This is a genomic window from Methylomonas defluvii (assembly GCF_033949435.1).
In the GTDB taxonomy this organism is placed as follows: Bacteria; Pseudomonadota; Gammaproteobacteria; order Methylococcales; family Methylomonadaceae; genus Methylomonas; species Methylomonas defluvii.
Genome location: NZ_JAXARY010000008.1, coordinates 149,780 through 163,274, shown reverse-complemented (window position 1 = coordinate 163,274; position 13,495 = coordinate 149,780). Strand labels below are relative to the sequence as shown.

Annotated in this window: 17 protein-coding genes and 2 tRNA genes; 3 read left to right on the top strand and 16 right to left on the bottom strand. The window is 54.3% G+C overall.

Going from position 1 to position 13,495, the window contains the following annotated elements; translation table 11 throughout:
* Window positions 1-30 precede the first annotated feature (30 nt).
* The 3 genes from QLH52_RS10680 (at window position 31) to QLH52_RS10670 (ending at window position 2,304) form a co-directional block, all read left to right on the top strand.
* Window positions 31-107: transfer RNA gene (locus tag QLH52_RS10680), tRNA-Pro, on the top strand.
* Window positions 108-295: 188 nt separating this feature from the next.
* Window positions 296-1,378, top strand: a complete 1,083-nt coding sequence (locus tag QLH52_RS10675; RefSeq protein WP_319961523.1) for a phosphotransferase — start codon at window positions 296-298, stop codon at window positions 1,376-1,378.
* 377 nt (window positions 1,379-1,755) lie between these two features.
* Complete coding sequence (locus QLH52_RS10670) at window positions 1,756-2,304, top strand: Mor transcription activator family protein (protein WP_319961522.1); 549 nt, start codon at window positions 1,756-1,758, stop codon at window positions 2,302-2,304.
* A 193-nt stretch (window positions 2,305-2,497) separates the two neighbouring features.
* Here QLH52_RS10670 and QLH52_RS10665 read toward each other — a convergent pair whose 3' ends face one another.
* The 16 genes from QLH52_RS10665 to QLH52_RS10590 all read right to left on the bottom strand — a co-directional run bounded on the left by QLH52_RS10665 (window position 2,498) and on the right by QLH52_RS10590 (window position 13,422).
* Window positions 2,498-3,751: a phage head morphogenesis protein gene (locus tag QLH52_RS10665; RefSeq protein ID WP_319961521.1), complete on the bottom strand. Its 1,254-nt coding sequence runs from the start codon at window positions 3,749-3,751 to the stop codon at window positions 2,498-2,500.
* A gap of 348 nt (window positions 3,752-4,099) precedes the next feature.
* Entirely contained in the window at window positions 4,100-5,047 is a 948-nt protein-coding gene (locus QLH52_RS10660) for a DNA cytosine methyltransferase (RefSeq protein WP_319961520.1), read from the bottom strand.
* Window positions 5,048-5,054: 7 nt separating this feature from the next.
* Window positions 5,055-5,267 carry a hypothetical protein gene (locus QLH52_RS10655; protein WP_319961519.1) on the bottom strand — a complete coding sequence of 71 codons (213 nt, stop codon included), beginning with the start codon at window positions 5,265-5,267 and terminating at the stop codon, window positions 5,055-5,057.
* A 221-nt stretch (window positions 5,268-5,488) separates the two neighbouring features.
* Window positions 5,489-7,066, bottom strand: coding sequence for a DUF3987 domain-containing protein (locus QLH52_RS10650; RefSeq protein ID WP_319961518.1), 1,578 nt, complete (start codon window positions 7,064-7,066; stop codon window positions 5,489-5,491).
* A 3-nt stretch (window positions 7,067-7,069) separates the two neighbouring features.
* Window positions 7,070-7,606, bottom strand: coding sequence for a hypothetical protein (locus QLH52_RS10645; protein WP_319961517.1), 537 nt, complete (start codon window positions 7,604-7,606; stop codon window positions 7,070-7,072).
* Window positions 7,603-8,301, bottom strand: a complete 699-nt coding sequence (locus QLH52_RS10640) for a DUF7673 family protein (protein WP_319961516.1) — start codon at window positions 8,299-8,301, stop codon at window positions 7,603-7,605. Before QLH52_RS10640 ends, QLH52_RS10645 begins: the two co-directional genes overlap by 4 nt.
* Complete coding sequence (locus tag QLH52_RS10635) at window positions 8,298-8,435, bottom strand: hypothetical protein (protein WP_319961515.1); 138 nt, start codon at window positions 8,433-8,435, stop codon at window positions 8,298-8,300. Before QLH52_RS10635 ends, QLH52_RS10640 begins: the two co-directional genes overlap by 4 nt.
* Window positions 8,436-8,704: 269 nt before the next feature.
* Complete coding sequence (locus QLH52_RS10630; RefSeq protein WP_319961514.1) at window positions 8,705-8,935, bottom strand: helix-turn-helix domain-containing protein; 231 nt, start codon at window positions 8,933-8,935, stop codon at window positions 8,705-8,707.
* Window positions 8,932-9,279: a phage protein Gp27 family protein gene (locus tag QLH52_RS10625; protein WP_319961513.1), complete on the bottom strand. Its 348-nt coding sequence runs from the start codon at window positions 9,277-9,279 to the stop codon at window positions 8,932-8,934. Before QLH52_RS10625 ends, QLH52_RS10630 begins: the two co-directional genes overlap by 4 nt.
* Window positions 9,279-9,503 (bottom strand): helix-turn-helix transcriptional regulator, encoded by a 225-nt coding sequence (locus tag QLH52_RS10620; RefSeq protein ID WP_319961512.1) that lies wholly within the window; start codon window positions 9,501-9,503, stop codon window positions 9,279-9,281. The genes QLH52_RS10625 and QLH52_RS10620 overlap by 1 nt, the downstream gene beginning before the upstream one ends.
* Window positions 9,504-9,608: 105 nt before the next feature.
* The gene (locus QLH52_RS10615) at window positions 9,609-10,253 is read right to left on the bottom strand and encodes a hypothetical protein (protein WP_319961511.1); all 645 of its coding nucleotides are present in this window, start codon (window positions 10,251-10,253) and stop codon (window positions 9,609-9,611) included.
* A gap of 97 nt (window positions 10,254-10,350) precedes the next feature.
* Window positions 10,351-10,710 carry a type II toxin-antitoxin system VapC family toxin gene (locus QLH52_RS10610; RefSeq protein WP_319961510.1) on the bottom strand — a complete coding sequence of 120 codons (360 nt, stop codon included), beginning with the start codon at window positions 10,708-10,710 and terminating at the stop codon, window positions 10,351-10,353.
* Complete coding sequence (locus QLH52_RS10605; RefSeq protein ID WP_319961509.1) at window positions 10,697-10,936, bottom strand: ribbon-helix-helix protein, CopG family; 240 nt, start codon at window positions 10,934-10,936, stop codon at window positions 10,697-10,699. The genes QLH52_RS10610 and QLH52_RS10605 overlap by 14 nt, the downstream gene beginning before the upstream one ends.
* An 18-nt stretch (window positions 10,937-10,954) precedes the next feature.
* The gene (locus QLH52_RS10600; RefSeq protein ID WP_319961508.1) at window positions 10,955-12,172 is read right to left on the bottom strand and encodes a tyrosine-type recombinase/integrase; all 1,218 of its coding nucleotides are present in this window, start codon (window positions 12,170-12,172) and stop codon (window positions 10,955-10,957) included.
* A 203-nt stretch (window positions 12,173-12,375) separates the two neighbouring features.
* Window positions 12,376-12,462, bottom strand: a tRNA-Leu gene (locus tag QLH52_RS10595).
* A gap of 249 nt (window positions 12,463-12,711) precedes the next feature.
* Window positions 12,712-13,422: a DUF6901 family protein gene (locus QLH52_RS10590; protein ID WP_319961507.1), complete on the bottom strand. Its 711-nt coding sequence runs from the start codon at window positions 13,420-13,422 to the stop codon at window positions 12,712-12,714.
* Window positions 13,423-13,495 lie beyond the last annotated feature (73 nt).

The following is a 13,495-nucleotide window of genomic DNA, read 5'->3' as shown; positions in this document are numbered from 1 at the left end:
CTAGGTGGGCATTGGTTTAATGATAAACTTCGGGGCGTAGCGCAGCCTGGTAGCGCACTTGTCTGGGGGACAAGGGGTCGTGGGTTCGAATCCCGCCGTCCCGACCAAGTTTTTTGAGATTGAATATTGAATAACCCGCAAGTTACTTGACTTGGCGGGTTTTTTATTGCTTGAAAAACTATAGGAATACATGGCGTTTTTGATAATTAATCACTGATTGATCGATAAAGTTAAATTGAATGAATACGGCGGCTAATATTTCGATTTATCAAATATTTGAGACAGGCCTAATCCGATGTTGAGCCGTTTTAGAGATCATATTGTCGTGAATCACCCGGATCAATTATCTCGGCAATGGGCGCAACGTATTGTTGATAGATACGCAACCAGTGCCAAAGTACGTACAGTAGATATTCGATCCGTCAATATTGGCACATCGACGCGCTTGCGGCTAACCGTGAATCATGACGCCATCGGCGTCGTTCCAAGTCGGTGGTTTGTAAAAACGCCGTCGCTGGCAATTAAGTCCAGAGCGATTACCTCCATACCGCGGTTATTACATAAGGAAGTTCATTTTTATAATTCGCTTTCTCAGGGGGTTCCGGTGAGTGTGCCGCAAATTTTAGCGGCTGAAAGTCTGTTAGGGCGCGGTACTACATTGGTAATGGCGGATTTGGATGAGCTGGGATTTAGGCCCGGGCTTACCGCAGACGCTCTGTCTTTGGAACAAGCTCAGCAGGTGGTTGAAAAGCTCGCCGGTTTTCATGCTCACTATTGGGGCAATGCTGGGCTGTTGAAAACGCATCGCTGGTTAAACGGTTTTAGTCACAATGTCGAGAATCATATGGGTACCTTACTGGCTGTGCCCTTGATGAAGCGTGGCCTTGATCGCGCAGGGCGCTTGGTGCCCAACAAATTGCATAGATCCGCGTTGCGCTATGCAGCGGATCGGCGGCGAATCACCAAGATATTGGCAACCGGTGTGCAGACCTTGGTGCATCATGATTGTCATCCAGGCAATCTATTTTGGAATCACTCTGAGCCGGGCTTTCTGGATTGGCAATTGGTGCGGATGGGTGAGGGTGTTAGTGATCTCGCTTATTTTTTAGCGACATCACTGAAGCCGGAGTCTCGGCGTGCTCATGAAAAACAATTGCTGAAACTATACATGACGGCGTTAGCTAGTCACGGGATTAGCGACTTGGATGAAGAAACGTATTACCAACGCTACCGCGCTCATTTGGTGTATCCGTTCGAAGCGATGATTGTTACCTTGGCTATAGGGGGTATGATGGAGCGCAATAGCAACTTGGAGTTAATTGCGCGCGTTTCAGCGGCGGTTGACGATAACGATAGCTATTCTGCGTTATCTATATAAGTGTTTTTCCCAGCGTTTCTGGAAGGCAGTTATATACTGAATTTGATCTCAGAATTGGGTCGATGCTATTTGGCGGAGAATATCTCGATAGAGAGATAATTTGGCGGGTATATGAACCCACAAAAATTTCAAATAAGTCTTGACTGCTACATCGTTTGTAGCTACGAGAAAATCTATAAGGATTTTTTAATCTCTGTCTTGCTGGTTTCCGCAAGAAGAAAATAAAAATGGTGCGAGGAGAGGAATCGAATAATCGATATTTATTATTGATTTTTAAAGATAAAAAATTCAGAATTTTTCGACATACCAACAAAAATACCAACAAAAATCGTTGCTTGAACGGTTTTAGGTGGTGTTATCTGATACGAGTGCCGAAAATGATCAACGCCGAATCGATTATGAGGGAGCTGGAAAATTTCGTTTACCGGGAGGTGTTTGACGAGCATGGCAAAAAGATCGCGCTCGGCTGTGCGGCGGCATTGTTCGAATGCCTTTGGTTAAACTTCCGCAAACAAACGCTTTATGTGCCTTCGGCGGATAAACAAAATTCGGTTTTGCAAGAGCGAAACAAGGCGATTTGGCGAGAGTTCAACGGCAACAACCATGCCGAATTGTCGATCAAATACCGGCTGAGTCTTCAGCAAATCTATAGCATCACTCGCCGGATGCGGGCTAATCCATCGGGACGCGGCAATAGAGCCGGCCGGCCTTGTGCCGAGGCCAAAGATAAACCCCTGATCTTGCAAGTGCTGGAAGAGTATTTGCCGCCTGAACTGGCGAAGTGCGGCCTATCCATCGAACAGGCCAGCGCGTTGGCGGATGGCATAGCCGGTTTTCTATGTCAAAGCTTTCCGGGGGTATCGATTCGCATCACCGACACCCTAAAAGCCTTCCGGGAAGCGGCCGCACTGCCGGCGGCGTCCTAACTCGATTTATCCCGCCAAATCCCACAATATCCCGTTTTAATTAGCCAAGACGCAACCGACAAGCCGCCTTGTTGCCGTACTGAAGCGCAAACGCTTACGATGAACCAGATCCGGCAGGCGCGGGCGGCAAAACAAGCCGCTATTCGTACCACCCGGCCCCATGCCGTCGCAAGCCAACCGACGCGGCTTCAGTTCATTGCATGATGATCCACTCGCCGCTCTGGATGCGGTCTTCGATGTCTGACGACGGCTCACGGTAGGCGGCGGCCACCGTGTTCAAGTTGCCATCGTCTTTCCGCACCCGATACCCCAATGCGATGACAATACGGGTTTCGCCTTGGCCGCTGGCGACGTAAACAATCATGCCGGTACGGTTGTCATAATAGGTCGTGGCCTTGTCGATCAAACCCGGTAATTGTGCCCATTCCTTCGGTTTAAGCGGCTGTTTTCCGGTTTCCTCGTCGTGTTCGAAAACTAGGCGACCATCAACCGCGATTTCAGCGCTTTGCGGAGCGGGCTTATTTTGGGCTGCCAATGCCGCCAATACGACAGGCGCCAGGGCGCCAATCAAGCAACGGCTGTTGCGGCTCTCCGGCTTGACGATCCAGGCGCTTATGGTTTCGGCCCATATCTTGCGGTTCTCATCGGCCAAGGCCGGTTTCAAGGCTTTCCACATTTCCGCGCCGAGTGCCGCCGGGAAGCGCATCAATTTTTCGTCGATCAACGTTTTGAGTTCAACCGAACGACTGGCGCCTGGGGCATAGTCCCAACCGAAGTCGATGCCGTTGGGGACTTGGTGAGTATTGCCGAAACGGTCGGTTTCCGTTCTATAGCCATCGTTCGGTGTGGTTTGCCCCGTGTACTCGCTGGCCGGAACCGCGACCACGCGGCAACGGCATCCCCAACCGTTGGGCGGGTAGTGGGTTAGCCACCAAGGGGCATCGTGTCTCAAAACCAAGCCATTCCAACTTTGATGCAATGGCCGTGGATGGCGTACGGTTTCGTTATGCACGTATTTCCAGTACGGCCTACGTTTCAACAAATCCGGGTCGTTGAGTTGTCGCCAACGGCCGGCGGCATAAGCGGTCGAAAGATTGGTTCGATAAATCACCCGCGCCCGCCAATCGCGTTTAGCGTTAGTGCCGACGCCACCCCAACCGTTCTTCGCCACGATACTGGCGAATTCCTTGCGAAACCATTGGATACTTTTGCCTTCGGCCATGGTTTTAGCGAGGGCTTGATGGATGTCGTTCAGCAGGTCGGCCTTCATCACGCCGGCAACGACGAAAGCGCGGTCGTGGGCGCTTTTCAGCAGATCGTTGTAATGCTCGGTCGGCAACAAGACCTTTTCGCGGAACAACTTGATTTGTTCACTGAACGGTTTATCGAATTTGCCGTTACTGCCGGCGCCAAACGCGCGTTGCGTGGGTGATTGTTGGGATGCCATTGGGTTACCTGATTGGGATAGCTGGGGAATGGAAATTATAGGGGTGGTCGACGTCGAAGCGCGACACGCCGGCATGGTGCCAAGTTACCGCGCCGTTTCAAGCCGTGCCGGTACCAGTGACATTTCGTAACGTTAAGGCCCGCAATGAGGCCGACACGCGCCGGCGCTGGAAGTCGTTTTTCCGCAAGCGGTAATGGGCCTGTTTGCAGGCGGGTGAGCAGGACTTGGGTTTTCGGCCTTTTCCGGCTGGCTCGATAATTCGGAAACAATACAGGCAATGCGTTGTCTCGGTTTCGCCAGTGGGCTTGCCTGGTTGTGACTTCGCTGCGGCGGCCGGATTCCGGACGGTCACGGTTGTGACTCGCCGGCTGTCTTTGCCGCCTGGTCGGTCAAGCTTTGCCGACGGCGCTGCATACGCTTACGACAAGCCGGTGTGGCGAACAATGCGCGACCGGCGACGGTTCTACCGCAACTGCAACTGCAAACCCGCACCTGATCGGGCGCGGCGGCCGACAGTACGGCTTTTGCCAAGGCCCGCGCCATCGGTAGCGGTACGCCGTTGCCGACGGCGCGGTAACGGGCGGCCAGTGTCAGGCTCGGCAACTCGATAGCGCCGGGCAAGCCTTGCAACCTGCAAAAGTCCGGCCAAGACCGCTTGCCGGGGCGCTTGCCTTCGGAAGCCGTGCAGCATGGGTGACTCTGCCGCGACTTCGGCCCGCGCGGCACGGTAATCAAACAACCGTCACGGTGGCCGAATTGAAAATGTCGCTGGCGGTTTTGCACAAGGCCCAATTCGCGGGCGTTGATGTCGATGCGCTGGTGGGAATAGCCGGCAATCACCACGTCAGGTACGCCGGGAACATTTTCCAGCAGCCACCATGCCGGCCGCGCCTCGTTCACCACGCGGACGAACTCCGCCAACATCGCCAAGCCGTAGCCCGTAGGTTCGCCGCGCCGGGCTTTGGAAAAGTCCGGGCACGGCGGCCCGCCGATAACGCCATCGAAACGGCCGGCCGGTACGTGAAAGCCTCGCACGTCGCCGCCGAACAGCAAATCAGGCCCGCGCACCACGGAAAAGCCTTCTTCCTCGAATCCCCGTCCCAGCAAATCGATACCCGGAAACAGCGACAGCAACAATTGTGACGCTGCCGGCGCTAACGGAAGACGTCCGGTCACGGCGTTGGATTGTGACGGGCCCAGGTTGACGCGGCATCGAGGCGTCACGGCATCCGATTGTGACGTGGCCAGGCGGATTTGACCTTGAATAGTCACGGCGTTAGTGTTTGTTTGGCTCATGGCGCTGTCAGTTGTACGGGTCGAATAAATCGGCTTGCGGGCTGGTGTCCGGCAATAGCGGCATTAGTTCGTCTTTGTGTCGGTGCAATGCCTCGAACAGCACGTCTGCGCTATCGCGCCATTTGCGGCCGCCGTCGTAGCACAGAAACGGGCCTTCCCGATGTAGTTCGACGCCGGCACGGCGGCAAAGTTGGATGAACTCGGCAGGGTTAAAACGCATGATGTCCCCCTTGGCTTTCGGATAACAAAAAGGCAATCCGCGTTTCGATTCGTCGGATTGCCGAAGATGGTTTAGTGCAGTCGCGGATGGCTAAACTTTCTTGTTCGCCGCCTTTGGTTTGGGCCGGTCTGGTGGGTGAGTTTCTGCCGGCCGCTCGTGAAAACCGTGTGAAAAAGATGCGGAGAAATTATTTAATTCCGCAGGCCGCGCCGGCTCTGGGTTTACGCCGTTTTCATCAACTGGGAGAATTGCGGAGTATTTCCGTTTTTGCCCATTTCATCCGAAATACTCCGCATTTTCTCCGCAGTGGGTAAATCACCCTCCAGCCCAAACGCGGCGCGGCTTGCGGATTTATTTATTTTCTCCGCACTATTTTGCAACGTGTAAATCGTCTTTGGTCGGCCGCGGCCACCGTTTTTGACTTCGGTTTGCACGATTTTTGGCGGATTTTCGGCCAGCAAATAGCGTAAGGCGGCGTCGATTTTCTGGCTGGTGCTGTGCTTTTGAAAACAGTCGTTGGTCAACTCCCACTTGCTCGAACCTTCCGGCCGCAAGCGCAAAAACGCCAAAATCTTCGCCGCCTGTTGCCGGGTTTCGGCTTGGCGCGGGTCGCTGGCTTTGTCGGCAAACACGAACTTGACCGTTTGCAAGGCGTAATCCGTCCAGGCCAGCGCCGTTTCGAGGTGGCAAACCTCAATCACCCGCGTTTGATCGGTCAGCGCGAACAGCATAGCCAGCCGAAGCGCATAGGGCGCACGGCGGGCCACCAGTGATGCTACAAACTCGTTATCAATTGGCCGGCGTAAAGACGGGTAGGCTTCCGCGTAACGCTGCTTGGCCGCTTGGCTCAGCATCATTTCCAGGCCGTTATGGCTGTTGGGATAGCCGCCCTTAGCAAAGTGAAGAATGTCCATCACCCGGCCGGCCAAGTCCTCGATAATCCGCTCCGGGGTCGGCTTTGGGAACGGTTCGAAGCCGACGTTTTCCGCCCACACCATCAAAAACCGATTGGCGAAACCATTGGTCATTTCTCCGGCGCTGAGCATCTTGTTCAGTTCGGCCGGGGTAATGTTGGCATGAATACCGATATGCGGATTGGTCACGCCGACGGTTTTGCTCTTGGTGGCCGGCTTGATGTCGCCGCCGTCCCAGACTTCCCGAATCGCCGAAGACAAGGTATTGCCCTCGCGTTTGGATTGGTGCAACACGTTGGCAAACTCGCTTTCAATCACCCACAAGCGTTTGTCGACGATGGCCGGCGATTCGCCGAAACCGTCGTGGATCATCGCCGCCAAACCTTCCCGCGTGGACAGGCCGCCACTGTGAAAACGGCCCAGCAAGGCGGCGTCCTTGGCTTCGATGTACCGGCGGATACGGTGAACCAACTGCTGAGAATCGCCCTTGCCGCCGCTCGAAGATCGGCCGATGTGCATGGTGAACAGCCTTGGGTGGTGAAAGGTGTTGTTGATGAGCAGAAAGCTATCGCGGCCGGCATTGGCCCCCAAAAACGACAGCATCACCATCGCCGCCGCGACCGGGTTAATCTCGGTACCGTCGGCCGCCACCCGCGCCACCTCGCCGACGAAGCCGTAAAACATGGCCGGCGTCGGTTGCGGTGGCGCGATGATGGCATCCTCGACAAACTCTTCTTCCTGGAAGCCTTCCAGCATTTCGCCTAGAAAATCCTCGTTCTCAGGTACCGCCTTGGTGCTGCCGTATTTGCGGGCACGTTTCACGGCCTTTTCGGTAATGGGCTTGGTCAAGGCCTCCAGCGCGGCCAGTTTGTCGAGGTTGCTCATGGTTTAGGCCTCCCCGGTCGCCGCCGCATCGGCCAGGCGCGCCGACAACCTGCCGGCGGCCATCGCTACCGCGTCCGCGTAGCTCATCGACCGCGTGCGACGAATTTCCCCCGCCTCGCGGTGTACGTCGGCATGGTAGGCGGCTTGCTTGGGGTCATCGATTTGGTTGGCGCGGTCAACCAAATCACTGTTGACGTTCTCCATGTGGCCGATGGCTTCTTCCGCCAGTTGCGCTAGGTTTTGAATCAAGGCGCCGACGCTGACCAAGTCATCCTTGCACAATTCGGAAGGATTGGCGGCCACCATCAAGCCGCCGATGCCTTGCAAGCCCCACAAGCATTGATTTTGCACGTATTCCAATTGCTGTTTGCAATGCTGCAAGCCGTTTGCATCGGTTGCAAATTGCGTTTCCCGCTGGCCCTTACTGCGTAGGATTAAGCCCAGGCCGAATACATCGGAAAACGCCCGATGATTTAATTCCAGGGCAATAGGCGCTTCGGCGTCTTGACGGGTCAACGTGGTGTTGATGGTGTTTTTCATGCTTTGCCCTCCATGACCATTTCGGCAAACTGCTCGAACAGCTCGCCGCCGTTGTGGAAATACTGGTGAACCTCCTTGACCGTGGCGCGGGCGTCCAGGGTCAACACGGCCAGGCAGTCGGTGAACAAGTCCAGATCGAGGCCGCGTAGCGCGGTTAGGTTGAAGGGGAAGCGGTAGCCGTTGTACAGGCCCAGCAGAAACAAGCGCACCGTGGCGGCTTGGCCGGTGTCGCGCCGGGCGATTTTTGCCAAACGCTGCAAGGCCGGAAGACCGGCGGCTATAACGGTTTCGCGTTCGATTTCTTGGGCGCGGATTTGCGCCAGGAAGTCGTTGACGGCATCGCCTTGCTGCTTGGGGTGGAAATGGACGGTCGCGGCGTGTGGCGTGTCTACGGCTGGATTTTGAGCGGTTTCATTCAATCCATTGGCTTGGGCTTCCAGGCGAACATCGCGGTAATGGTCGATATGACCACAAGGATTGTTCCAGCCGTCGCACTGAACCGGCAAAGTGCCGTCATAGCTTTGTGTTCTGAACGTGTCGCCACGCGGGCCGCCGCATTCCGGGCAAGTCCAATGCAGTTTAACGGTGACCGTTAAAAGGCCAGAATGATTAGAACAAGCGGGGATGGTGACAAAACGGGGTTCGGCATCGATAGCCGGATTTTGGGCGCATTGGCCCGGTGCTGGGGTATTCATAGCGATTTATCCTGAATCAAGAGTGATAAACCGCCGCCGATACTTTCCACGGTACGGGCGACGGGATGCAATGGGGTGGAAATACCGGATTCAGGCACCGGCCAGCCTTGCGGCTGCCCACTGCACCCCGCCATAACAGACGCTGCAAGGCTTGTGCCATGCCAAAACGAAGGGCATAAAAAAACGCCATGATGCGGCGTCTTTACGCCTGAATAACTCGGGTTTCCACGCCCGGTTGCCACTGTGGTGGCAACGGCGCAAATCATGGCCGGGTTACGGCGTGGTGTCAAGATGGTGTAACGAAAAGACATTGAAAATAGCCCTTGCGGCGCGCATAATGCGCCGCGCTGGTGGTTGTGGGTATCGGGTTCACAGTCAGGCAAAGGCCTCGCTAAGTTGGCGCTTAGCGGGGCTTTTTTGTGTCCGGTTGCCAGTTTTCCGGCAAGTGATAGCGGGCAATGCCGTTGCCTTTGTCCTGCTCGGTGATGATCGGCAAACCGCCGTCCCGCAAGCGCTTGATGATGGCGGCCAAGCGGGTAATGCCCAGACCGAACGCCATTACCGAATCGACGCGGGCACCGGCCAGCAAGGCGGATTTGATGGCGGTTGCTTGGGTTGGTTTGCGGTCGCTCATCGCTCGCCCTCCCCAGTTCCCAAAGGGCCGAAAATCGACTTTTGCAAGGATTCGATGCGGCGGGTGAGTAGCTCCCGCTGCACCAGATACGCCCCCAGTTTTTCCAACTTGCCGGAGTTGGCCGCAAGCGCCTCGCTGGACAATCCCAGCTCCAGCAAGCCGCCATGCACCGAGCGTAAGGCTTGAGCAAAGCGGCCGATGGTCGATTTCGAATAGCGGGTTCCGGTGGCCTGCTTTAGCCAGTCGGCAATGCTTTCGTAACGCTCGGCCGAGCCGAGAATTCTACTCATCAGCTCGGTTTTGACCGCCTCCGGCAGGCGGTCGAGTTTGGTTAATCTCGCCATTACGCCGCCTCCTTGGCTTTCAGCCAGGCTAGAACGTCATCGGCCTTCCAGACGGTTACCTTCTCGGATAGCTTGATGGGGCGCGGAAATTTGCCTTGCCGGACAAGCCGCCATATTTGGTTTTTGGAAATGCCCAGGCGTGGAGCCAGCACGGAAACGCGCAGGTTATAGCCTGATTGGAGTGGGTCGGTTTTGGGGTTGGTTTGCACCATGTTTTTTGTCATTGTGCCCTCCTTTGGGCGACTGGTTACTGACAAGACACATGGTGTGGAATTGAAACGGTTGTTTGGCCGAAGCTCGGTCGGTTTTTGACCGAATCGGCCAATAATCTAGGATTTATGCGGCTTTGCGCTTGGGAAGCGTCTGGAAGCTTCGGTCAAATAATTTCGAATGGTGTCAGGATCGGTTTTCAAACCTGGTATGTTTTCCAAGGCGGCTGCAATACTTCCCGAGTTCCCGCCTGTCGCTTTATTTTTCTGAGCATCTGGATCGTACTTATAAGCATCGATAGCCATGCCCAAAATGATTTTCAGCAGTGAATTTATCCTGTCGTCGGGCCTACCTTCTTCGAGGTTGGGAACTGCAGATTTGTTTTGAATGGGGTCTTGGTTTAAACGCATTTCAGGGAAAAGAAATTTTGGTTTTTGGCCTTTGGATTCGGCCCAGTTTTTTAAGTCAGCGCGGTTTATCTGAACAACAATTGAATATCTTGGCTCATCTCTTCTTCCCATAGTGCCCATGAAATCATCCAAATCCCTTTGTAAACTGCTTTTATAAGTTGGCTCATCTTGAATTTTGAAGATGCCCGCCTGTAGTTCGCGATTATTGACCGCCATATTTATTTCAAAGTGCTTTGCTTTGTAACCAGAATTAAATTTCGTGGATTCATCATCTGGATTTAGCTCCATCCACAAAGCAGCTGCTAGCTCCAATGGGAATTCGCCTAATGCGTCGTAAGTTTGGTAATCAATCATTCCGCCTTTCCCGGTCTGCCTTTCAAGAGGAAAACCGCGCCACTGGGTGAAAGGTTGCCCAGGTTCGCCCCGTCGGGCTAGGCGCGGTTTATTCGGGTTACAGCTTTGCCTGTAATTGCTTGTCCATCGTCAATAGCTCAAGGTCGTGAAAGCTCGCCGTGGCGCCAATAATGGAGTCCGGTAGTTTGGTTTTGTGCCGGCGCCGAAAGCGAATCGCTTGTTCTTCCACGTCTTCGGTAATGCTCAGGCGGGCCATTCTGTTCAGCAGGGCATGAATCGCGGTTTCTTCGGTTGGCGTGATGCCGGGAAAACTCAATAATTCCATGCGGGTGATGGCGCTATAGGCGCATTGGCCGATATGCACCCGCTTGGCCTGCATCAAGTCGATTACCGCCGGACTGTGTTGGTACATGCCGATGATGATGTTGGTATCCAGCAAGTATTTAATCCCATTCATCGCGCATGGCCTTTTGAACGTCCAGCGGGTTGCCGGTGAAGCTTGGCAACGGCGGCAAGGTGGCGATGATGTCGGCCATTAATACGGACTCGCTAGCCGATTCCGCCGACTTGGCAAGGTAATCGGCCAAGGCCTGCTTGATGAGTTGGCCGGCGTCTTGGTGGTCGCGGGCGGCCAGTTTCGCCAGTAAGCCGGCGGTTTCGTCGTCGAGTTCCAGGGTTAGCATGGGCTTTTCTCCTTGCGGTTATGCGCTCTTACGTTGAAACGGCACAACGGCCGCGCCTTCCTTCAAGCTATCCAGGTAGTCGGCCCACCATTGCAACATCTTCACCCGTTCCGGCAAGTATTGCGCCCGGTTGTAGGCGGCGCGGACGCTGTTTTGCTCGCCGTGGGCAAGCTGGCGCTCGATGGCGTCGGGGTGGAATAGGTGGGCTTCGTTGAGCCGGGTAGATGCCATGCCCCGAAAGCCGTGGGCGGTCATTTCGGCGCCGGTGTAACCCAATCGCCGCAAAGCGCCGGTGATGGTGTTCTCGGACATGGGCCGGGCGTTACTGCGTACCGACGGAAACACGAAGCGGCTGTTGCTGGTTAGCGGCTTGATTTCCTCGAAGATGGTAAGGGCTTGCCGCGATAGCGGGATGATGTGCTCCTCGCGCATCTTCATTTTGGCCGCAGGGATGCGCCATTCTGCCCGCTCCAGGTCGATTTCGGACCATTCCGCCTTTCGCACCTCGCCAGGTCGCAACATGACCAAGAACGACAGGCGCAACGCGCATCGGGTGGCAAAGTGGCCGGTGTAGTCCTCACAGGCTCGCAACAGGGCGCCGATTTGAACAGGGTCGGTAATGGCGGCGTGGTGTTTGACGGCGGTGGGCACGAATGCGCCCTGCAGATCGGGGACCGGGTTTCTAACGGCCCGGCCGGTGGCGATGGCATAGCGGAATACCTGCCCAATAGACCGCTTGGCTTTTTTGGCAATCTCGTTGGCTCCGCGTTGCTCAATGCGCTTAACCACGGCCAGCACGTCGGGGGCTTCTATGTTGGTTATCGGCATCCGGCCGAGCCACGGGAAAACGTCTTTCTCGAAATTGGTTAGGGTTTTTTGGGCGTGGTCTTCGGTTTTGTTCGCCATGTGGGTTTCGTGCCATTCGCGGGCGATGACTTCGAAGCTGTTGGCGGCGGCGTCTTGGCTGGCTGCTTTGGCCGCTTTTTTGGCGGTCGACGGGTCGATGCCGTTGGCAAGCTGCTTTTTGGCCTCTTCGCGCTTGGTTCTGGCGTCGGCCAGGCCGACGCTCGGATACTCGCCAATCGCTAACGTTTTTTGCTTGCCGGCGAAGCGGTAGGCTAACCGCCATAATTTGCTACCGTGAGGCGTGACCAGTAAAAACAGACCTCCGCCGTCACTGATCTTTTGCGGTTTTTCGGTGGGTTTGGCTTTGCGTATTTCGGTATCGGTCAGCATGGCGAACGCTCCATGAATGACGCCAGTTACAGGCGGTTTTGTTGGTATCGGGTGAGGGCATGATGGCAGATACCAACAAAAAAACCAACAGATTGTTGGTTCTTTGGTGGTGTTAGGTGTTACTACGTGGAGCATAAAAAAACCCGCTAAGCCTTGCAGCTTGCGGGTTCTGTTGTCAGATGTTACCACCTGAAACTGTAATATGGTGCCGAGGAGAGGACTTGAACCTCCACAGGGTTACCCCTACTAGCACCTGAAGCTAGCGCGTCTACCAATTTCACCACCTCGGCATTACTTATCTAGGTAAGTAATTTAGTTATTATAAGTGTATGGATGGGATGTGTCAACCTTATGATTATACACATCATGATTATACACATCGCTGAGCAGCTTAACGTCGGCACTCCTGAAGGATTGGTTGTCGCCACCACGTGACTCAGTCGTTCTGAGGCAGTGGCTAGGGTATTAGGGTGGCTTGGTCTATTTGGCTGCTTCCATTGGCGAGCGATAGTTTGTGCAAGAAAGTTTTTGTCGGCAGGCTATTGAGCTAATTTGCGGTATCCCTCGAATAAATGATGAATTTCATCAAGACCGTCTTCGATTGACCAAGAAACCGACTTTGACAATAAATCCAGTAAAATCACGCCGTTTACCGCTGCATCTTCGCTAATCGCAGTTTTTAACCGTTGGCTTAAATGGAGGTTGATAACTTGTAAGTTTTGATATAGCGCGAGCAGTTCATCCAATTCCAGGGAATAGGGTAGGTGGTCTTTTTGCCGAAAATACTGTGCCAATAGGAACATCGTGGTTACTCGGTAAATCGTTTCAATTTGATCGGCCAAGGGTAAGTGAAAACGTGCCATTGGCTTTAAAAATTCAGTATGCGGACACGGGCTGGTGGCCATAATTAAGCCTAGAATCGAACTGGCGATATGTTGAGCAGTGGTTTCGGCGCGTATGGTTCTTCTATCGGTAATGACTTCTACAGCCATTTGCTTGTGGGACACTAGGTGCCCACATAAATTTAACAGTGACACCAAATTAATCGCGACAGGACAGTGCGGAACCTGCTCAGGTTTTAACGGGCAATTGCGGCATTGTTGATACGTGAGCTCCGTCCATAGAGGATAGGGAGGGGGAGCGGCAGAAATAAGGGTCATGCTTTGTTTATCAACTTCGATTAGGAAATCGGCGCTATCGTAATCTTCTGCGCTTAAACGGTAGGTAAAATGTAGGATGTCTTCGGACATATAAATTCAGCAAACTTGTGATGTGCGTTTTCTTGAATGGATTTTAATGTGGCTAAGCCGCAATATTGGCCGA